General features: G+C 65.4%; 13 protein-coding genes. 8 read left to right on the top strand and 5 right to left on the bottom strand.

From position 1 onward, the window contains the following. Positions 1–51: 51 nt before the first annotated feature. The gene (locus tag H7A19_00825) at positions 52–1,647 is read left to right on the top strand and encodes a hypothetical protein (GenBank protein ID MCP5473373.1); all 1,596 of its coding nucleotides are present in this window, start codon (positions 52–54) and stop codon (positions 1,645–1,647) included. Positions 1,648–1,876: 229 nt separating this feature from the next. Here H7A19_00825 and H7A19_00820 read toward each other — a convergent pair whose 3' ends face one another. The 4 genes from H7A19_00820 to H7A19_00805 all read right to left on the bottom strand — a co-directional run bounded on the left by H7A19_00820 (position 1,877) and on the right by H7A19_00805 (position 9,592). Then, on the bottom strand, positions 1,877–3,922 hold the full coding sequence (locus tag H7A19_00820; GenBank protein ID MCP5473372.1) for a bifunctional (p)ppGpp synthetase/guanosine-3',5'-bis(diphosphate) 3'-pyrophosphohydrolase: 2,046 nt from the start codon (positions 3,920–3,922) through the stop codon (positions 1,877–1,879). Positions 3,923–4,180: 258 nt separating this feature from the next. Then, complete coding sequence (locus tag H7A19_00815; protein ID MCP5473371.1) at positions 4,181–5,797, bottom strand: DUF11 domain-containing protein; 1,617 nt, start codon at positions 5,795–5,797, stop codon at positions 4,181–4,183. A 127-nt stretch (positions 5,798–5,924) separates the two neighbouring features. Further along, on the bottom strand, positions 5,925–7,259 hold the full coding sequence (locus H7A19_00810) for a hypothetical protein (protein ID MCP5473370.1): 1,335 nt from the start codon (positions 7,257–7,259) through the stop codon (positions 5,925–5,927). Continuing rightward, the gene (locus H7A19_00805; GenBank protein MCP5473369.1) at positions 7,259–9,592 is read right to left on the bottom strand and encodes a serine/threonine protein kinase; all 2,334 of its coding nucleotides are present in this window, start codon (positions 9,590–9,592) and stop codon (positions 7,259–7,261) included. Before H7A19_00805 ends, H7A19_00810 begins: the two co-directional genes overlap by 1 nt. 182 nt (positions 9,593–9,774) lie before the next feature. Between H7A19_00805 and H7A19_00800 the strand changes: the two genes are divergently transcribed. The 7 genes from H7A19_00800 (at position 9,775) to H7A19_00770 (ending at position 18,704) form a co-directional block, all read left to right on the top strand. Next, the gene (locus tag H7A19_00800) at positions 9,775–10,311 is read left to right on the top strand and encodes a DUF2059 domain-containing protein (GenBank protein MCP5473368.1); all 537 of its coding nucleotides are present in this window, start codon (positions 9,775–9,777) and stop codon (positions 10,309–10,311) included. A gap of 366 nt (positions 10,312–10,677) precedes the next feature. Next, positions 10,678–12,444, top strand: coding sequence for a dihydrolipoyl dehydrogenase (gene lpdA / locus H7A19_00795; GenBank protein MCP5473367.1), 1,767 nt, complete (start codon positions 10,678–10,680; stop codon positions 12,442–12,444). Positions 12,445–12,889: 445 nt separating this feature from the next. Beyond that, on the top strand, positions 12,890–13,195 hold the full coding sequence (locus H7A19_00790; GenBank protein MCP5473366.1) for a DUF1311 domain-containing protein: 306 nt from the start codon (positions 12,890–12,892) through the stop codon (positions 13,193–13,195). A gap of 29 nt (positions 13,196–13,224) precedes the next feature. Next, entirely contained in the window at positions 13,225–13,746 is a 522-nt protein-coding gene (locus H7A19_00785) for a universal stress protein (protein ID MCP5473365.1), read from the top strand. 90 nt (positions 13,747–13,836) lie between these two features. Beyond that, entirely contained in the window at positions 13,837–14,511 is a 675-nt protein-coding gene (locus H7A19_00780) for an SPOR domain-containing protein (GenBank protein MCP5473364.1), read from the top strand. A gap of 19 nt (positions 14,512–14,530) precedes the next feature. Beyond that, complete coding sequence (locus tag H7A19_00775) at positions 14,531–15,172, top strand: alpha/beta fold hydrolase (GenBank protein ID MCP5473363.1); 642 nt, start codon at positions 14,531–14,533, stop codon at positions 15,170–15,172. A 280-nt stretch (positions 15,173–15,452) separates the two neighbouring features. Further along, positions 15,453–18,704: a DUF2135 domain-containing protein gene (locus tag H7A19_00770; protein ID MCP5473362.1), complete on the top strand. Its 3,252-nt coding sequence runs from the start codon at positions 15,453–15,455 to the stop codon at positions 18,702–18,704. 677 nt (positions 18,705–19,381) lie between these two features. Here the strand turns inward: H7A19_00770 and H7A19_00765 are convergent. Further along, a complete protein-coding gene (locus H7A19_00765) occupies positions 19,382–20,236 on the bottom strand; it encodes a glycosyltransferase family 2 protein (protein MCP5473361.1) in 855 nt (284 codons plus the stop codon). Positions 20,237–20,244: the final 8 nt, after the last annotated feature.

Here is a 20,244-nt window from a genome sequence, read left to right as displayed (position 1 = left end):
CGATTCCTGACGCAGACTGGCGCCTCAATAGCCCATCACCCAGGATCTCGCATGCAGCGCCTGTTTGCCTTGCTTCTGGGTTTCGCCGTGGTCGGCATTGGCAACGCCCAGTGGGAAAACGACCCGCCCGAGGTCTTGTTGGGCGCAGGTGAGGAACGCAAGATCGAATGGTTGGCCGACAGCGACAGCCTGCAAACGCTGCTGCGGGTGCAGGCACAACAACCCCGGCCGGACGGCGCGCCGGCACAGCTCCAGATCTTTGAGCGATCGGACGGCCTGATCCTGCTGGGAAGCATCGGATCATCGGCACAGACGACACCGGGGAATTGGGTCTGGAGGCTGAAACTGGCGACGATGGCCGAGGTCCAGCTGCCCCCGATCGGCTGGCAGCGCGCAGAGCATCCCTTGCGCAACGCACGGGATTGCACCGAACTCGGTCTCGATGCCGACGCTCTGGCCTACTGCCCGGAATGGTTTGCTGCCCAGGAGCGGCATCGCCAGCAGCTGTTGGCGCTGCTGCAGCGCAGCTACCGGGTGTCGGCCGACGGCGCCAGCCAGGACTCGACCGCTGCTTTCTCGCAGCTGGCGCTGGATCAGGGCATGCAGGAACTGGCGGCCGAGTTGCCGCCGGGTCTGACTCGCCTGGACAATGACCATGGCCAGCATTTCGTCTGGCTGATTCCCTGGGAGTCATTGCCGGCGCTGCACGAGCTGACGCTGCAGACCGTGCATCTTCAGGTGTCGGTCTGCGAGCCCGATGAGAACCGCTGCCTGCCGGAAATCCTCGGCCCGGGCGGGCAACCACTGCCCCCCGGAGAAACGGCCACGCTGTCGCTGCCACAGCCGTTGCGCATGCAGCTCAGTCGCTGCGACCTGCCTGCACGCGACCAGTGGGAATATCCATCTCTGCATCGAATCCCGCCGCTGGAACTGGGGCTGCGCGTGGTTGCTCGACGATTCCATCTGGCATTGCCCGGCGGCGGCTACCTGGACCGACCCGACCCGAATCGGCTGAGTCCGGAACTGGTCTGGGAGGAGTACAGCTCGCTGGCCCTGGCGGAAGATCAATGGATCTGTGGACCGGACATGGTCTATCAGCTGCGTGAACAGTCGATCGCTGCGACCCAGCTTGACCTGTCTGGGGGTCCCGATTCCAGCGCCCCTGACGCCGATTTCGAATCGTCCGGCGAACTCGACGAGCCCGCCTACACCACTGTTCTCGGTGGACCGCTTGCCGACCAGCTGAGCGCGCCGCGACAGCTGGATCCGCACCGCTGGCTCCTGGTGCAACCGTATCGACTGGATGCACCATCAAGCGGCGAGGGTCAGAACGGCGCCTGCGAACGGGTCAGTTTCAGCGCGTGGATCGCCAATGATCAGGAGGGCTATCTGCGCAGGGCCCTGAGCCTGGACGGCTACGGGCCGGATCTGTGCGCGGGCTGGGGCTATGTCTCGATCGAGATGGCCGACGACGCCCAGTCGGTAGCGGTGATCCGGCGCCAGGAAGTGCTGAGTGAGGCCGACGAGCGCGAATTGGCGGTGGATGGGGCAACCACGTCTGGCCCTTACCAGATCGCCGAACGCTATTGCCTGGATCTCGCCAGTGACACCTATTTGTTGTGCGGCCAGCAGCTGCTGCGTCCATGAGATCGCGGCAACCGGGAAACGGGCTCATGGCACCGGCTCGTCGCCAGCCGAGTCGCGGACAGAGTCCGCTCCCACAGCGGGCGCGAGGAGCAGCTGTCACGAGGGCGCGCAAGAGCAGCATCACCGCGAGGTCTTGATCTCGCGTGCCCTCGCGCCCTCGCGCCCTCGTGCCCTCCCGCCCTCGCGCCCTCAAATCAATGACTTCCGATAGACTCGCCGAGTCCAGGCCCTACCCCACCCGCTCGGCCTCGGTGACATTGCTGAGCGAGCGCAGCTTGGTCAGTACATTGGCCAGCTGGCCGAAATCGGCCACTTTCAGGGTGAGATGCAGGGTGGCGTAGCCGCTGCCGGGGTCGTCCTTGCTGTCCATGGCGCCGATGTTGATCTGCTCGGCAGCGAGCACGGCACCGACATCGCGGATCAGGCCGGTGCGGTTGAAGGCCGACACCCGCACCTTCACGGCGTAGCGATCGTCGCGTTTGCCACCCCATTGCACGTCGATGACGCGCTCGGGGGAGCGCCCGGAGAGATTCAGCAGGCTCTTGCAGTCGGCGCGATGGACGCTGACACCGCGGCCCTTGGTGATGAAGCCGACCACGGCATCACCGGGCAGCGGATTGCAGCAGCCGGCCATGGTCACCATCAGATTGCCGACACCTTCGATGACGATGGCGTCCTTGTCGCGGCGTGGGCCGATCTGTGAGCCCAGGCGCTGGGTCAGGATCTGGGCCGGATCGGCCTTGGGCGCATCAGCCTCGTGGACTACGCGCGCCACCTGGGCTGGCGACAGATCGCCCAGGGCCACGGCCACGTACAGCTCGTCCAGCGATTCGACGTGGAACTTAGGCAGAAGCGGCTCCAGTTTGCCCGGCGTGAGCGCCAGACGCTTCAACTCGCGCTCGAGGATGTCGCGGCCATCGCGCACATTCTGCTCGCGGTCCAGCTTGTGGAACCAGGCCCGCACCTTGTGGCGCGATCGGGTGCTGGCCAGGTAACCCAGTTGTGGCAACAACCAGTCGCGCTTGGGCTGGCCTTCCTTGGCGGTCAGGATCTCCACCCTGTCGCCGGTGCGCGGCGTGAAGGTCAGGGGCACGATGCGGCCGTTGACCTTGGCACCGCGACAGCGGTGTCCGACTTCGGTGTGCACGGTGTAGGCGAAATCCAGCACCGTCGCGCCGCGCGGCAGATCGATGACCGCACCGCGGGGGGTCAGCAGGTAGACGCGATCTTCGAGCAGTTCGGTGGAAAAGCCGGCGATCAGCGCGGCATCGTCCTGGCCCTCGTCGCGGCTTTCCAGCAGCTGCCGCATCCACTGGATCTTGCGCTCGAAATCGGCGCCAGCGCCGCCGCCTTCCTTGTAACGCCAATGCGCGGCCACGCCGAGTTCGGCGTGCTGGTGCATCTCGTGGGTACGGATCTGGACTTCCAGCGCCTTGCCTTCCGGGCCGATCACTGCCGTGTGCAGCGAGCGATAGTCATTGCCCTTGGGTTTGGCGATGTAATCGTCAAACTCCTTCGGAATGGGCGTCCAGCGGGCATGGACCACGCCGAGCGCGGCGTAGCAGGTGGGCACGTCTGGAACCAGCACGCGCACGGCTCGTACGTCGTAGAGCTCGGAGAAGTCCACCTCCTTGCGCTGCATCTTCTTCCAGATGCTGTAGATGTGCTTGGGCCTGCCGGCGACATCGGCCTGCAGGCCGGCCGCGCTCAACGACTGCCGCAGTTCGCGCAGAACCAGATTGATGTAGCGCTCGCGATCCTCGCGGCGTTCATCCAGCAGGCTGGCAATGCGCTTGTAGGTATCGGGCTGCAGATAGCGGAAGACCAGGTCTTCCAGTTCCCATTTGACCTGCCAGATGCCGAGACGATTGGCCAACGGTCCGTGGATATCGGCGGTCAACTGGGCCAGCCGGCGGCGCTCCTCGGCATCACCGCGACTGGCAGCGCGCAGCCGCACCAGCTGCCGCGCCAGCAGGATGAAGACCACGCGCAGGTCGCGAATCAGCGCCAGCAGCAATCGACGCAGCCCCTCGGCACTGGCATTCGCCGCCTTGTGCTCGTGCAGCGGCCAGATCTTCTCGGCTTCCAGCTGACCCAGCAGCAAGGGCTCGAAGGCGGCGCCATGGCGCGCCAGTGCCTGCGACAGGGCCGCGGGCTGATGCAACAGCAAGGGGAACCAGGCAGCCGCCAGCAGGGTATCGCTGTCTACGCCGAGGTCCTGCAGCACATCCAGCGTTCGCGCCACTTCGAACTCGAGTTCAGCACCCGATTCCATCGCGGTGAGCTGGTCATGGATGATCTCAAAACCCGGGCCCAGTGCTTCGCCCAGCGTCGGATGCCTGAGCAGCCACTCGGGCAGGGTGCGCGGGGGAGCCTGTTCGCGGGTCTTCATGCACAACGATTATGACCCAGTGATCGATGTCACGGCGCTGGCAGACGCGAGGCACCTTGCGGACAAACCGCAGCCACTGGGCACTGCGGAGGCTCGAATCCGACAGGCGCAGCAACCCGCGCCTGTCGGGTACCAGCGCGCTTAGTTGGGCGGCTGCACCGTGACCGTGAAGGTCTTCTCGGTGGCGTCGACACCGCCGTTGGCCGTGCCGCCGTTGTCCTGCATGCGCACGCGCACCACGGCCGTGCCTGCGCTGCCGTTCAGGCCGAAAGCCAGTGTTCCCGATTCCGTAGAACCACCGTAGCTGATATCGGGCGTCGACGAGAAGATGGCTCCGCCCGAATCCACCGACACCACGCGCTCGACGAAGGTCTGACTGGCCTCGTCGCCGGCCGACACCGGTCCCTTGCGGATCGCCGTCACGAAATCGCTGACGATCTGGGTGCCAGTGGTGCCATTGGGCACCGAGATGTTCGCGCCCAGCGTGAACTCTGGCGCATCGTTGACCGCAGTGATCGTCACCGGCACCGCCTGAGTCACCGGCGTGAAGGTGTCGGTCAGCCCGATCGTGAAGCTGCCGGCGCCATTGGCGTTGGCCTGCGGGCTGATGCTCAACTGAAAGTTCGGTTCGGTGCCGGTGAACACGCAAGAACCGGTGTTCAGCAGGCTGCCGCCGACACTGCAGCTGAAGCTGGCGGGCGTCAGCACGCTGTCCGCGTCGCTGGCATTGATCTGAATACCGGCGATGGTCTGATCTTCCAGCAGCAAGCCGGCCGGCAACTGCACCGAGTTGATGACTGGCGGCGCGCTGGTCTGCACCGTGGCGGTAAGCGCACGCTGGTTGTTGCTCAGCCCCAGCTCACCTACGGCCGGCGGCGAAAAGGCGGCCGCGCTGACCGAGAACGAGGTGCTGTCCGGTGCCGAGCCCGACATCGGCCGCGACACGCTGAAATTGACGTTCGAACCTGGATCCAGCGACACCGCGTTCAACGCGATGTTGCCGGTACCGCTGCCCACGCCACAGCTGGCGCCGGCAGAGCCGGTGCAAGTCCAGCTACCTGCGCCCAGGGGCGCCGGGAAGCCGCCACTCGATTTCGGGAACCAGTCGCGCACGCGGGCATTGCTGATGGTCACACTGCCGGTGTTGGCGACCGTGATCGTGTAATTGAAGTTGGCGCCCGGTGCCACGGTCAACGGACCGCTGATCTGCACCGTCAGATCCGCGCCGGGCGTGCCTTTGGCCGCCTTGGCAAGCAGGCTCTCGAAGCCGTCGGCGAACAGGGAATTGATCGTCGGTCCACCGTTACTGCCCTGGAAACAGGAGGCATTGGATGCCGGCTGCATCACGCAGCAGGCCAGCTGGCCATCCGAACTCACCTTGAACAGGGAAGGCGATGCGCCATTGGTGAAATAGTCGAAATTGCTGATACCGCCGAAGATCAGGCCTGAGCTTTCGTTGTTCGGATCGCGATACTCCAGGGCCACGGGATTGACCGCACCGCCCGGCGCTGTGGCGAAGTCCGCGCACAACAAGGGCTGGGCCACTCGCAGATTGATGACCCGTCGACCATTGGCCACGCTGCGATTGAGGAAGTCGATGTTCACCGCCGTGACCAGGTCGATCCGCCCGGAGTTGTTGATCGCCAGCCCGGTGGACCCGGCCTTGACCGCGCGTTCGGCCTTTTCCGCCGCGTGCGCGGGCGCTGCCGCCAACACCACGAGCCCAGTTGCAATCGCCAATGCCGAACGAAACTGCATGAGTTGTTGTCTTCCCAATCAGCCAAAAGGTCTGCAGCAGCGAAGCTTCGCTACCGCGATCTGGCCGATTTTAGCCCGATTACCGTTGTTTTCGTAGTGTGAAGTCGCAGTTCACCCTGTTCACCATTCAGCGCGTGCTAGCAAACAAGGCCCGAAAGCGCGGCGAGTAGGCATTTTTCGACGGCTGCAACTGGTCGGAAATCCGTCTGGCCGCACGCAGATCGACGCGCACCTGCTCGAACAGGGCCATGTCCCGCTCGCCCCCCAGCACATACAGCTCGTAGCGGGCAGCGGCGCGCATCAACAGGGCTTCGGCGTGCGCAGCCGGCACCGAAGCCAGTTCCGATTCGTTGCTCCAGCTGGCCACCTTGGCGAAATCGCCCTGCAACCAGGCGGCGGCCAATGGCTGCAGACGCGAGCGCACCTGCCCGGCCAGCGCGCGGCGCGCCTGGCTGGTCTCCATCTGTCGGAGCGCCGATTCCAGCGCGGCACTGGCCGTCTGAATGCGAGCGGCGTCGCCGCTGGACAGCAGCGACCGTCCCTGATCGAGCGCCTTGCGCAGCGCCTGCGCTGCAGGGGTGTCGCCGTCGGCGTTGGCACTCAGTGCCCGGGCGCCGGCGTCTACCCCGCGTTGCAGTTGCGAGCGGGCATCGGCCAGGGCCACACCGCGACCTCGATTGACCGCATCGCCGAGGTCCGCCGCAAACTTGTCGACCCGCGCATCCAGCGCGGCAAGATCCCGCTCAAGTCCGCCGAGAGCACCGTTGTCGCGCGCCTGACGAATACTGCGAGCGCGGGCACCCGCCTGACTCAACTCGTCTTCGAGTGCGTCGCTGCGGCGCTGCCAGCTTACCCGTGCGGTGGCCAACGCGGTGTCGGACACAGCGCGCGCCGTCACCTTGAGCTTGTCAGTGATCCTGGCCAGCCGCGATTCCAGCGCCTGGGCCCGACTGCTGTCGAAGGCAGCGCTGCCGCTGACCGCGGCCGGCCGGGTGGGCTGCGAGGGTGTGGGTGCCGCTGGCGTGCTTGCCGATGGGGACGCTTGCGTCGGCGTCGGCGTTGGCGTCGGTGCCGGTCTGGCTGGTGCGGCTTCGGCCAGGCGCGTGGCGCAAGTCCGCAGCATCATCAGGCGACGATTCTCCTCGCGCAGACCGCGGGCAGCAGCGACGATGCGAGGATCGCTGAGCCATTCGGTGGCCTTGACACAATCCTTGCGCGAGAAGGCCGACAAACCCAGGTAGAACTGCGGCAGATAAGGCAGGTAGACCTGCCCGTACATGCGGATGTTGGCACGCGGGTCGGGATCGGGCTTTTCGGCCATGGCGCGTTGGATCAGGGCATCCGCCTTGGCCCATTCCTGGCGCTCGGCGGCGGCCACGCCCTCCTTGTAGTCGGACTTGTAGTCAGCCAGCGCAAGCACCGGCAGCAGCAGCAGCAGCAAGCCGAGCAGCCAAACGCGCATCACCAGCCCCCCTCGCGCATGAAGGCATCGGCGTCGTAGCCCGCGAATGTCACGGTCACACGCGTCAACTTGCCACTTTCGATCTGGATGCCTTCCTGGCGTCTGGCGCCGCCCTGCCCCGAAACCAGAGTCACCAGATAGCGCCCCTCCGGCAGCGTCAGCAGCAGCGGTGTCGCCGCATCCGCGGGCAGCGCGATGCGCTTGCCCGCGCCATCGACAACCTGTTCAATCTTGGCCCATGGCGCCGAGCTGACGGCCACCTGGCCCTGGCGCGCTTTCAGCGCCGCCTGGCGACTGGCTTCGGATGCGGCTTCACGCTCGGCACCGATGCGATTCTGGGCCTCGATCAAGGCCGGTACCGTCACCAGGTCTGCACGGGCCTGCCCGATGAGCGCCAGCGCGCCATCGTAGTCGCCCTTGCCGGCCAGGTTGTTGGCCTCGCTCAGCACCACCGTCGACAGCAGCTGTCGCATCTGCGCCAGTTCGGCGGTCGACTGGCCAAGTTCATCCAGTTTTGCCAACCCCGACAGCAGGGTCGCCAGACGCGCAGAATCCAGATCTCCAGGTGCCGCCAGCGTGCGATTCCAGTCTCCCACGGCCTGCTGGATCTCGGCCGCAGCGACACTTTGCTTGAGACTGGCGACCAGCTCTGCCAGATCCTTGTTGCGGGGCAGAACGTCGGCCAGTTCGGTCGCCGCGTCCAAAGCTGTCCGGGTCTCGCCGGCCGCCAGCGACGCTTCGATGGCCACCCTGGCAGCGGCAATGGCGCGCGGCTCCAGCGCCTGGAATTCGGGATCAGAGGCCAGCAAGGGGTGCAGCTGCAGGAACAGGCGCTGCACGCTCTCACCCGGCCCGGGCGCTGCCCCATCGACCAGTTCGCGCAAACGATCCAGACGTGCACGGTTCGCTGCTTCCTTGGCGAGCGTGTTGGCCAGCTGCTCGCGTTTCGACTTCAGTTCTGCCAGTTCGGGCGTGTCCGGCAAGCGCTCGTCCAACACCGCCAAACTGACATCCAACGCCAGGATGTCACGTCGTGCCAGTTCGCCGCGGGCCTTTTCGACCAGCGAATCCCCCAGGATCTTCACGGCGTCCAGCGTCTGCTCGGCGGTCTGGTGTACGTCCTGCATCTTGCGCACCGTATCGAGGGCGCTGTCCCCCATCGGTTCGTACAACTGCCCCTTCTCCATGCGCTCGGCAAACTCGGCGCGAAGAAAGGTCAGGAGTTTGACTTCGTTCTCCGTCGGGGGTTTGGGTCCGAGCACCATCCAGCCGATGCCGGCACCGACGGTCAGCAGCAAGAGTGCAGCGATGGCATATACCCACCAGGGGCGAGCGACAGCGCTGGCTGCGGCTGGTAATTTCTTCTTTGCCGGCCCGCGCCCGCGCGACCCGACCGCGCGCCGCTGTTCGGTCAACGCCGCCTTGAATTCGGCGTCGCGCAGGGTGTCGAAGGAAAAGCCCAGCTCACGCAGCTGCTCGGACCACGGCGTATCCGGACTGAAGCTGGCAGCCTGGCGCATGGCGTCGGAGTCGACGAAGACCTCACGCAGGGCGTGGGTGAACTCGCTCATGCTCGAGTAGCGATCCTCGCGACGCTTGGCCAGCATCCGGTCCATGACCGGCTGCAGATCGGCCAGATTGGGCGGCATCGTCGGCAGCGCTGCGGTGAGGTGCTGCATGCACACGGCAATCGGGGTGTCGCCCTTGTAGGGCGGCTGACCGGTGAGCAGTTCGTAGAACATGATGCCGAGCGCATACAGATCGGAGCGCCCATCGACCTCGCCGCCGGACACCTGCTCGGGGCTCATGTAGATCGGGGTGCCGACGATCATGTTCTCGGCGGTGATGCGGGTCTGACTGGCGGTAAGCTCGCGGGCAATGCCGAAATCGGTCAACACCGGCACCCGTCCGCCACGCAGCATCACGTTGGCCGGCTTCAGATCGCGATGGATGATGCCGAGCTTGTGCGCCTCTTCCAGCGCCGAGGCCACCTGAACGACGATGGCAATGGCCTCGCCGACCGACACGCCGCGCTTGAGCTGGTCGACCAAGGTGCCGCCGTCCAGGTACTCCATGGCGATGTAGGCCAGTTCATCGACCTTGGCAATGTCATAGATGCCGCAGACATTCTTGTGGGTGATCTTGGCGAGCGTGCGGCCTTCCCGCAGAAAGCGCTTTTCAGTGCGCTCCGGATCGTCATCGCCGGTGCCGCGCAGCACCTTGATCGCGACCTTCCGATCCAGCGAAATCTGAACGGCCAGATACACCGTGGCCATTCCCCCGGAACCGATCTGCTTGAGAAGCTTGTAGCCGGGGATTTCCGGAGTCGCCACGATCGCACAACGCCAAAGGGTCGAGCTGCCGAGTTTAGCATCGGCCAGGACGGGCGCTCGCGGGCAATTGCGAGGACCGGGAACCTTTGCGCAGATTGACGGTCGGAGACCCTCAACGCGCTATATTGCGCGCCCCTTTCCCGTCTGCGCGGGAAACCCCTACCGAGTACCAGGAGTTTTCGATGCTTTCCGCCCTGCTGTTGGTCGCCACACTTTCCGCCGCTGATTCGGCCCCCGCCGCCGATGGCGCCCACGTCAAGGCCGCGCTGGATCTGATCGCCGCCTCGCGCACGGATCAGATGTTCGATCAGATGAAGAACCCGACCGAGCCGATGGTCAAGTCGACCGTCGCCCAGTTCCAGGGCTGCGAATCGGCCCAGCCGGTGCTGGATGAGTTCTCCAAGGCCATGGCCGCCGTCAGTTTCAGCGATGAGCAGATCGAGAAGATCCGCCACGACGTGGCCGTGGTCTACACCGAGGTCTTCACCCAGAGCGAGCTGGAGGAAATGACCCGCTTCTTCAAGTCGGCGACCGGCGTGAAGATGCTCGAGAAGATGCCGGATGTCATGCAGAAGATGCAGGCCGCGCAGATGCAGGGCCAGGCCACCATGCAGGAAGGCTACAAGATCGCCCAGGGCTTCGGCCCGCGCCTGGAGGAAGCCTACAAGACCTGCGCCGCTGCAGCCGCACCGGCCGAAGGTCAGACTGAAGGTCAGTAATCGCGTAGGCCGGCGGCGACAGCTACCGGCAGGTCGAAGCTGGATTGAAAGAGCAGGCTCAGGCCTGCTCTTTTTTTTGCCTGTGGGAGCGGATTGATCCGCGACCTGCCCGTTCGCCACACCCGGCAAGAGCATCGCGGGCAGAGCCCGCTCCCACAGAGGCCCGGGACGCCACTTCCCTGTGGGAGCTGATTCATCCGCGACCTGCCCGTTCGCCACACCCGGCAAGAGCATCGCGGGCAGAGCCCGCTCCCACAGAGGCCCGGGACGCCACTTCCCTGTGGGAGCTGATTCATCCGCGACTGGCCTGCCCGCGGAGCGGATCCGCCCGCTATGCTCCAAGCGGTCCCAGCAAGGAGCAGCATCATGGCCAAGATTGAAGTTCGGGTACCGGATATCGGCAGTTATCAGGACGTGCCGGTGATCGAACTGCTGGCCCAGCCCGGCGATCAGATCCGGGTTGATCAGGGCCTGCTGACGCTGGAGTCGGACAAGGCCACGATGGAAGTCCCTTCCAGCGCCGCCGGCACCCTGGTCGAGCTGAAGGTCAAGGTGGGTGATTCGGTGTCTGAAGGCACAGTGGTCGCGATTCTCGACACACAAGCCGATGCCAGGATCGAGAACGCGCCAGCGGAGAAGAAAGCGGAGGCTGCGCCTGCCAAATCCGAGCCCGCGCCAGCAAAGGCGGCATCACCAGCCCCCGCCACCGCGCCCGCCAATACCGATCTGCGCTGCCAGCTGCTGGTGCTGGGTGCGGGTCCGGGCGGCTACACCGCGGCCTTCCGCGGTGCTGACCTCGGCCTCGACGTGATCCTGGTCGAGCGCTATGCCACCCTCGGCGGTGTATGCCTCAACGTGGGCTGCATTCCGTCCAAGGCGCTGCTGCACACCGCGCGCGTCATCGACGAGGCCAGCCATTCGGCCGAGCTCGGCATTTCCTTTGGCAAGCCGAAGATCGATCTGGACAAGCTGCGCGAGTACAAGGACAAGGTGGTCGGCAAGCTCACTGGCGGCCTGTCAGGCATGGCCAAGCAGCGCAAGGTGCGAGTGCTGCAGGGCAACGGCGAATTCAGCTCGGCCAACACGGTCACGGTCAGAACCGCAGACGGCGATCAAGTCATCGGTTTCGAGCACGCCATCATTGCCGCCGGATCACAGGCGGTGAAACTGCCCGGCCTGCCCTGGGACGACGCCCGCATGATGGATTCCACCGACGCGCTCGATCTGGCCGATATCCCGAAGAAGCTGCTGGTGATCGGCGGCGGCATCATCGGTCTGGAAATGGCTTGCGTGTATGACGCGCTCGGCAGCGAAGTGACCGTCGTCGAACTGCTCGACCAGCTGATGCCGGGCACCGATCCGGATCTGGTGCGGCCACTGCAGCAGCGCATCGGCAAGCGCTACGGCGGCATCCATCTGAAGACCAAGGTAGTCTCGGTGGAAGCGCAGAAAAAGGGCCTGCTGACTACCTTCGAGGGCGACAAGGCACCCGAGCCGATGCTGTTCGATCGCGTGTTGTGCGCGGTCGGACGCACCCCGAATGGCAAGAAGATCAAGGCTGAGGCAGCCGGCGTGGCGGTCAGCGATCGCGGCTTCATCGCCGTCGACAAGCAGATGCGCACCAATGTGCCGCACATCTTCGCCATTGGCGACATCGTCGGCCAGCCGATGCTGGCCCACAAGGCCACTCATGAGGGCAAGGTGGCCGCCGAAGTGATCGCCGGTCAGAACAGCGAGTTTGTTGCCCGTGTGATCCCCAGCGTGGCCTATACCGATCCGGAGATCGCCTGGGTGGGTGTCACCGAGAGCGAAGCCAAGGCCAAGGGCATGAAGGTGGGCGTGGGCAAATTCCCCTACGCCGCCAGCGGCCGCGCCATCGGCATCAATCGCACCGAAGGTTTCACCAAACTGATCTTCGATGAGGCCTCACACAAGATCGTCGGCGCCGGCATCGTCGGCCCCAACGCTGGCGACCTGATCAGCGAAGCCGCGCTGGCCATCGAAATGGGCTGCGATGCAGCCGACATCGGTCTGACCATCCATCCGCACCCCACCCTGAGCGAATCGGTGGGCATGGCGGCCGAAGTGTATGAGGGCACGATCACGGATCTGTACATCCCGAAGAAGAAGTGAATGATGGGGCACGGGACTCGGGACTCGGGACTCGGGACTCGGGACTCGGGACTCGGGACTCGGGAAATGCTCTCATCGGAAGCGTCATTGCGAGCGAAGCGAAGCAATCCAGATGCAGGTCGCGAGACACAGGATTGCTTCGTCGCTGCGCTCCTCGCAATGACGCCATGTTTTTGCATACGAGGCAGAGAACATGATTGACCACAGTTCAAGAACGCTTTCCGGACAAGAGGCAAACAAGCACCACCCAGGCGCGGCTCTTCCCCTGCCCCGTGCCCCCCGCCCCCTGCCCCGCTCCATCGCCCATCCCCTGCCACGCTTTTGTTCCTGGCTCGCAGTCTCGGTACTGACTCTGTCCCCGGCGCTGGTCTTTGCCAACGACGCCTTCCCCGACCAGCATCCGATCGAAGCCGAACTCACGCGCTGCATGGAAACGCCCGAGGGCATGAGCACGCAGGGCATGCGTCGCTGCATTGATCAATCCCAGGCGGCCTGGGACCGGGAGCTCAATCGGCTTTGGCGTGAACTGATGGCAGAGCTCGGACCGGAGGCGAAGGAACAACTGCGCATCTCGCAGCGGAAATGGCTAGCCTTTCGCGATGCCGAATACAAGGCACTGGACACGGCCTATGGCGCCATGTCGGGCACCATGTTCCAACCGATGCACGCCGAGGCCCTGGCCAACATCACCCGCGATCGCGCCGGACAGCTGGACAGTCTGCTCGAAGCGCAACGGGTCAACGCGCAATAAGCTGTCGAACATCCAGGAGTGAGCCATCGATGACCAGTCCCATCCTTCACCTGCCCGAGCATGATGGCGAGCGCCGCGAGGAGCGTGATGACATCGAGCGCCTGATCGCGGTCAGCCAGCATTTTGGTGCGGCCGTGGCCACCGATCTGCCGCGGATCGTGGTGGCCATCGATGGCACCGATGTCAGCCTGGCGCTGGCCGATCAGATCATCCAATGGCAGCAGGTCTATCGGTGGCCGTGCGCGGTGCACCTGCTGTGGGTGCATCCCTTCATTGGCAAGGAAGCCGCCGACCGCCAACTGGAGGCGAACGGTATCGAGCAGACCGCCGCGACCTGCGAGCGCCTGAATACCGCGGGGGTGGCCTACACCCGGCATCTGGTTATGGGCAATCCGGCCGCGTGCATCCTTCGCCGCAGTGTGGAGATCAAGGCCAGCATGATCCTGATGGGAACCCGAGGCCAAGGCCCACTGGGCAGCGCCCTGCTCGGATCGGTGGCCAACCGCGTCACCCAGGAGACCGAAATTCCGGTCACGCTGGTGCGCGCCTGATCGGTCGAACTGCGGGCACTGGCTGGCCGCTGAGCAGTCCTTCGGCACAGTACGCATAGAATGCGAGGCTGACCGTCGAAACGGCGACCCATGCTGGCGCGCATCCTGTTTCTATTGCTGTTGGTGATGAACCTGGCTGCAGGGGCCTGGTGGTATTGGCGTGTGCAGGCGCCGCTGGCTCCCGTGGCGCTTGCGCAAAGCGATGTTCCCAGCCTGGTGCTGTTGAGCGAGCGCGACAGCACGCTGATGGCTCAGGCAGCGCAGGCAGCCGATTCGTCGGCACAGGCGGCTGCAGATCCAAATCTGCCGCCCGCTGTATGCGCAGCGCTGGGTCCCTTCGAAACCCAGTCGGACCTGCGCCGCGGCATGGATCTGCTGACACCGCAGGTCAAGCGCATCCAGTACCAGGAAAGCAGCAGCGTGACCACACGCGGCTACTGGGTCTATCTGCCGGCCTTCAGCACCCGCGATGCCGCCCTGAAATCGGCGCGACAGCTGAATGCCGCCGGCGTACGCGACTACTACGTGGTCACCGCCGGCGATCACGAGAATACGGTGTCGCTTGGCCTGTTCCGTGATCGGGACAATGCCTCGCGCCGGCAGGCGCAGATTGCGGCGCTGGGGTTTCCGGCCCGTCTTGAGGAGCGTACTGAAGTGGAGCGCGCCTTCTGGATCGAATATGAGCGCGACACATCCGAGCCGCCCGACTACAGCGAGTTGCCCGGGGCCGCCGAACTCACCCTGAAACCGCGCAGCTGTGGCTGAGACGGGCGCCCGCCCACGGGTGCTGTTGCTGCACGGCATCTGGATGCGTTCGGGCATTACCGCCAGGCTGGATGCGCGTCTGCAACAGGCCGGCTTTCGGGTGCAGCGCTTCGACTACGCCAGCATCAAGTCGCCGGTCAGCGAGCACCATGCCCGCCTGGCGCGGGTCATTGATGCCGAAGGCGAGCCCGTGCACTTGGTGGGCCATAGCCTGGGCGGGGTCATTGCCGTGGACTTTCTGCGCAGCGCCCACGCCGCGGCCAGCCGCGTGCAGCGCGTGGTCTGCCTCGGATCGCCGCTGCGCGGCAGTCATCTGGCCCGGCGTCTGAACCGGATCAAGCTGGACAAGCTTGGTCTCGGCGGCGCGCGACAGATCCTGATCGACGGTCTGCCGGAATGGCAGGGAGATACCGCCATTGGTGTGATTGCCGGCGAGATTTCCTTCGGTTTGAGCCTGATTCTGGGTCCGCTGCCGCGACCCAACGATGGCACCGTGGCCGTCGCCGAAACCCGTCTGCCCGGCATCAGCGATCACTGTACCGTGGCCGCCAGTCACACCGCCTTGCTGTTTTCAGAGCGCGCCGCGGCACTGACGGCCCACTTTCTGCGACATGGGCATTTTGCTGACGCGGCGCCCGGCCCGCGGAGAGGCTGGTCGTAGGTCACGTTGGCCGCGAAGCGGTCTACGTGACTGGCAGAACTCATGGATTCAATGGATTGGAAAGGAAAGCGCGACGGACAGGGGACCGGTGTCCAACCCCGACGCATGATCTGATCGTGCCGCAACGTAGGCCCCCTGCCCCCTGCCCCCTGCCCCTTGGTTGATGCGCACCGCCAGAGGCGACCGCGACTCCATTCTGACACGGGCGCTTAACCCCACTCGCCGCCGCGCCTCGTTGTACGCAGGGTAGTCTTCCACTTCACCTGCGAGGAGAGCTCCGGTGTATCGATATCTGTTGCTGCTGACCTGCCTGACCTTGCCCGCGGCCCAGGCGCAGAACCCGGATGCCGAAGCCGTGGTGCATCCGCCTCAGGTATGGATAGCCCCGGCCAGCGGCTTGAAGCCGATCAGCCTGGGTGAACTCGATATCCAGATTCGCACGCAGGGCTTCATTGCCCGAACCACGTTGGAACTGCGTTTCGACAATCCCAACAATCGCGTGCTCGAAGGCGAGTTCGTGTTCCCGCTGGCCGCAGGTCAGACCGTGGCTGGCTATGCGCTGGAAGTGGACGGTGTCATGCGCGAGGGCGTGGTGGTCGACAAGGAAACGGCCCGCGTCGCCTTTGAGGACACCTCGCGGCGACGCATCGATCCCGGCCTCGCCGAACTGACCGTCGGCAATGTGTTCCGCACCCGGCTGTATCCGATACCGGCGCAAGGCAGCAAACGCGTGCGCCTGCATCTGGAAGCCACGCTGTCCGATCAGGGTGACAGCTGGCGCTATCGGCTGCCGATGTACTTCAAGGATCCGGTGGCGCGGCTGCATCTGCGCGCCGAAACCGCGTTGATCGCGGGCAAGCCCTTGAGCGATGACGGCAAGGTCGATCCGGATCTGCGTTTCGATCGCAGTGGCACGGCCTGGGTCGCCGAGTACACCCGCGAACAGGTGCGCCCGCGCAGCGAACTGGCATTCCGGATTCCAAAAGGACAGGGCCAGGCACAGATCGAGGCCGCCGACGTGATCGATCCAGCCTGGCGCAGCGTGGTGGCTCTGATCGACAGCGGCCGTCCCGAGCGCGACACGGCCATTCGCCCGCGCCGGATCGCACTGTTTTTCGACGCTTCGGCCAGCGCCCGCGAGCGCAATCGTCAGCACGAGACGGCCGCGCTGGCCGCCTGGCTCAAGGCCCTGAACAAGGTGGACGTGCAGCTGGTGGCTTTTCGCAATGACGCCGATCCGGTGCAACGTTTCAGCGTCCGCGGCGGCGATGGCAATGCTCTGCTGGCAGCGATCGAGGCCCTGCCGCTGGACGGCGGCAGCAGTTACGGAGCCATCGATCTGCGCGCACTGGGCAAGGTCGATCAAGTCCTGATCATCGGCGATGGCCTGAGCAATTTTGGCGCCTCCGAACCCACGCTGGTGGACAGCGGTGGTCGGCGCCCGACGGTGCAGCTGATGCACGCCGCCCAGCGCGCCGATCACGCCCGGCTCGCGCGTATCGCCCGCGCCGGCGGTGGCGAGGTTATCGACCTCGGCGCCTTGAGTAGTGCCGATGAGGCCGCCGGGCGACTGTTGCAGCGGCAGTGGCGCTTGCTCGCAACCCGGAGCATCGGCGGCAGTTGCAGTGACATCAGTCCGCAGGCGCCGACCGCTGTGGAGCGCACCCTGACCATCAGCGCACGCTGCCGCGGCCGTGGCACGCTGGAACTGAAGCTTGGCTATGGCGAAGACGCGGTGGTCACTCGCAGCATCGCCTTCGGCCGGGCCGAGCCCGCTAATGCAGCACTGGCCGATACCGTGCATCGACTGTGGGCCCAGGCCTGGTTGGCACAGCTGGCGAGCGCCGCCAAGCCCGACAGCGCGGCGATGAGCGCCATCGGCAAGCGCTTTGGCGTGGTCACGGCCGGCACCTCGCTGCTGGTACTGGATCGCATCGAAGACTACGTGCGCTACCGCGTGGAGCCCAGGGAAGCGCCGTTGCTGGCCGAGTACCGGCGCCTGATCGCAAGCCAGCCCAAGCCGCTGGCTGATCCTGGCCTGGAAGCGCGCCTGCAATCGCTGCGGCAACGCTGGCAGGAATTCCGTGACTACCACGCCGCCAGCTATCCCGGCATCGAGACGCTGCTGCTGCCCATGGCCGAGACCGAGTTCGCGGCTTGGCCGGATAGCACGGACAAGACCTGGTCGGCGGGGCGCGGCCAGGCGCAGACATTGCTGAAGCAATCGCGGACACTGGCGCAGCGCTGGCTGCGTGAGGGCGCCGAGCCCGATTCACGCCGTAGCTGGGAGCGCCAAGCCGCCGCGGTGGTCTTTGCGCTGGAAGCCTTGCGGGCGCAGCGTGAGCAATTGCCGCAGATGGCCAGCCCACGCCAGAATCGTGCCGAGGTAGACGACCAGCTGGCCGATCGCGACCGAGGCCCAGCGCGGGAAGTGGCCAGCATGCAAGCCGGGGCCTCGGCACCGGCACCCAGTTCACCCCGTCCAGCGATGCCGGCATCCGCACCGTCGGTGCCGATGCCGGTTTCCGAAGAGCGGCTGGACAGTCCGGCCGCGGCGGCGAAAGCGGCTGGCGGCCCGGCAGCCGCGGAGGCCGTGAGCAACTTGTCGGCTCAGATAGAACTTTCCGGGTGGAATCCGGAGACGCCCTATCTGGCCGATATCCGCGCTGCCGACGATCCCTACCTCGCCTATCTGGCCCAGCGCGAAGTACATGGGCAGATGCCGGCCTTCTATCTGGATGTCGCCGACTTCCTGCGCGTGCAGGCCAAGGCGCCGCGACTGGCGCTGCGGGTGCTCTCCAATCTGGCCGAACTCGACACCGAGAACACCGCGCTGACCCGGGTGCTGGCCTATCGGCTGGGGCAATGGAATCTGTACGCGCTGGCGGTGCCGCAATTTGAATCTGCGCTGGAACAGCGTCCGGAGGAGCCGCAGAGCTATCGTGATCTGGCCCTGGCACTGGCACGACAGGATCAGCCCGATCGCGCCCGTGCGGTCGAGTTGCTGTGGAAAGTGGCCATCGGCGAGTGGCATGGGCGCTTTCCGGATATCGAGATCATCGCGCTGCACGAACTCAATGACGTGCTGGCGCAGGCGCCGAAGGAATTCGATCTGGATCTGGCCGGGTTGGGCATTCCGACCGAACTGCTGGACCCGGTCGCCGTCGGACTGCGCGTGGTCCTGAGCTGGGATGCGGACAACACCGATATTGATCTGTGGGTGGTGGATCCGAGCGGCGACAAGGCGGTCTACAGCCAGCCACGCACCCGCACCGGCGGCTACATGAGCCGCGATTTCACGGGCGGCTATGGCCCGGAGGTCTACACCATCCGCCGTCCGCTGCCCGGCACCTATGTGGTACTCGCCAACTATTTCGGCGATCGCCGCCAGAGCCTCACCGGCCCGGTCACCATCCAGCTCGAATTCCAGACCCGCTTTGGCACCGCCCACAGCGAACGCGCTGCCACCACCCGACGTCTGGAAAGCGGCAGCCAGACCATCGAGATCGGTCGGTTCAAGGTGGGCTCCTAGGAGCTGGTTGTGGGTTGTTGGTTGTTGGTTGTGGGTTGTTGGTTGTGGGTTGTGGGTTGCGGGTTGTGGTTAGTGGGTTGTCGGTGTGACGCCGTGTTCCAGCGTCATTGCGAGCCACCTGTGTCGGCCTGAAACTGCCCACGGGCCATGAACCACAAACCCGCCCGTAGGAGCGACCTCGCGTCGCGACCGGCAAGTCGCACGTCCGACGCAGCGGTCGCGCCGCAAGGGCGCTCCTACAGGTGAACAAAGAGAATCAACGAGTTGCGATATGGGTTCATGGAGAGCCACCTGTTTCGGCCCGACACTGCGCACGGGCCATGAACCCTGGCAGGCACGAAGCGGCCTTGAGGAGGGACGCGCGCCTGCGCGGCCGCTCTTGATCGCCGCTCAGCGCAAAGCGGCGCCGCAGCGCGGCGCCCTCCACAGCAGCGACCCGATACCCCCGGTGCCCGGCGCTGGAATGCGGTTCATGGAGAGCGTAACGAAGCAATCCAGGGGCGTGCGGCGCTACCCTGGATTGTTTCTAACGCAGAGAACGCCGAGAAAAACCCGTTCCAGGGCTGCTCTGCTCTTCTCCGCGTGCTTTCTGCTTTTCCTCGGCGTTCTCTGCGTCCTGCTTCTGATGTCGACCCGCCCTGATGCCGGATTTTCGCGGGTAGCGGGGCCAGGACGCGCTACTGGCGGCGCAAGGCCGTCCGCAGCAGTTCCAAAGCCAATCGACTCCAGGCGCCCAGGCGCACCAGCGCGCGCACGGGCCAGGCGGTGTTGGGGCCGTCGAACTTGTCGAAATAGCGCAGCAGGCCGCGGTGCTTCGCCAGAGCCACGCGGAAGGGCCGACGGCGGCTGGACACGCCCTTGAGGTGTACCACGCGCACCGCCGGATCGCACCAGACCTCGAATCCGAGCTCACGAATGCGCCGGCACAGGTCGAGATCTTCGGCGTGCATGAAATAGCCTTCGTCGAAACCACGGGCAGCCGTGTAGGCCTCTCGCTTGATCAGCATCAGCGCCCCGGAAATGGCATCGCCCTGGATGGGCTCGCGGCTGCCGTAGGGAATCGAGATGGGCACGCCTTCGAAGGCGTCGAAACGGTCCAGGCCTAGAGCGCTGGCCATGGCCCGGCCAGGCAAGGGATCTCGGCGTAGACTAGCCGGATCCGGGCGACCCTGCTCGTCTACCAGCAGGGCGCCCAGCACGCCCATTCGCTGGCGCCCGTGAACGCTGGCGGCCAGCCGTTCCAGCGTGTCCGGCTCGACCAGGCAATCGGGATTGAGGAACAGCAGCCACGGGGAGTGACTGGCTCGGGCGCCGCGGTTGCAGGCCACGGCGAAGCCCGGATTGCTCGGCAGGTCCAGGCGGATGACTCGGCGGTCATCGATCTCGGCCAGCAGCGCGTCGATCTCACCCGGCGCCGAGCCGTTGTCGACCAGGACCAGTTCGGCCAGCTCCGCACAGCGCAGCAATCGTCGCAGACAATCCCCCAACACCGGCCCGGTGTGGTAGTTGACGACGACCGCTGCGACATGCACGGGCGGGA

The sequence above is a fragment of the Rhodanobacteraceae bacterium genome, from assembly GCA_024234055.1.
GTDB lineage: Bacteria > Pseudomonadota > Gammaproteobacteria > Xanthomonadales > SZUA-5 > JADKFD01.
This window is presented reverse-complemented; position numbering and strand designations above follow the sequence as displayed.

Coding starts and splice junctions, on each gene's coding strand:
- H7A19_00790 (MCP5473366.1), top strand. CDS start 12,890: ATGAGCACGCAGGGCATGCGTCGCTGCATTGATCAATCCCAGGCGGCC.
- H7A19_00815 (MCP5473371.1), bottom strand. CDS start 5,797: ATGCAGTTTCGTTCGGCATTGGCGATTGCAACTGGGCTCGTGGTGTTG.
- lpdA (MCP5473367.1), top strand. CDS start 10,678: ATGGCCAAGATTGAAGTTCGGGTACCGGATATCGGCAGTTATCAGGAC.
- H7A19_00825 (MCP5473373.1), top strand. CDS start 52: ATGCAGCGCCTGTTTGCCTTGCTTCTGGGTTTCGCCGTGGTCGGCATT.
- H7A19_00785 (MCP5473365.1), top strand. CDS start 13,225: ATGACCAGTCCCATCCTTCACCTGCCCGAGCATGATGGCGAGCGCCGC.
- H7A19_00800 (MCP5473368.1), top strand. CDS start 9,775: ATGCTTTCCGCCCTGCTGTTGGTCGCCACACTTTCCGCCGCTGATTCG.
- H7A19_00780 (MCP5473364.1), top strand. CDS start 13,837: ATGCTGGCGCGCATCCTGTTTCTATTGCTGTTGGTGATGAACCTGGCT.
- H7A19_00810 (MCP5473370.1), bottom strand. CDS start 7,259: ATGCGCGTTTGGCTGCTCGGCTTGCTGCTGCTGCTGCTGCCGGTGCTT.
- H7A19_00820 (MCP5473372.1), bottom strand. CDS start 3,922: ATGGAATCGGGTGCTGAACTCGAGTTCGAAGTGGCGCGAACGCTGGAT.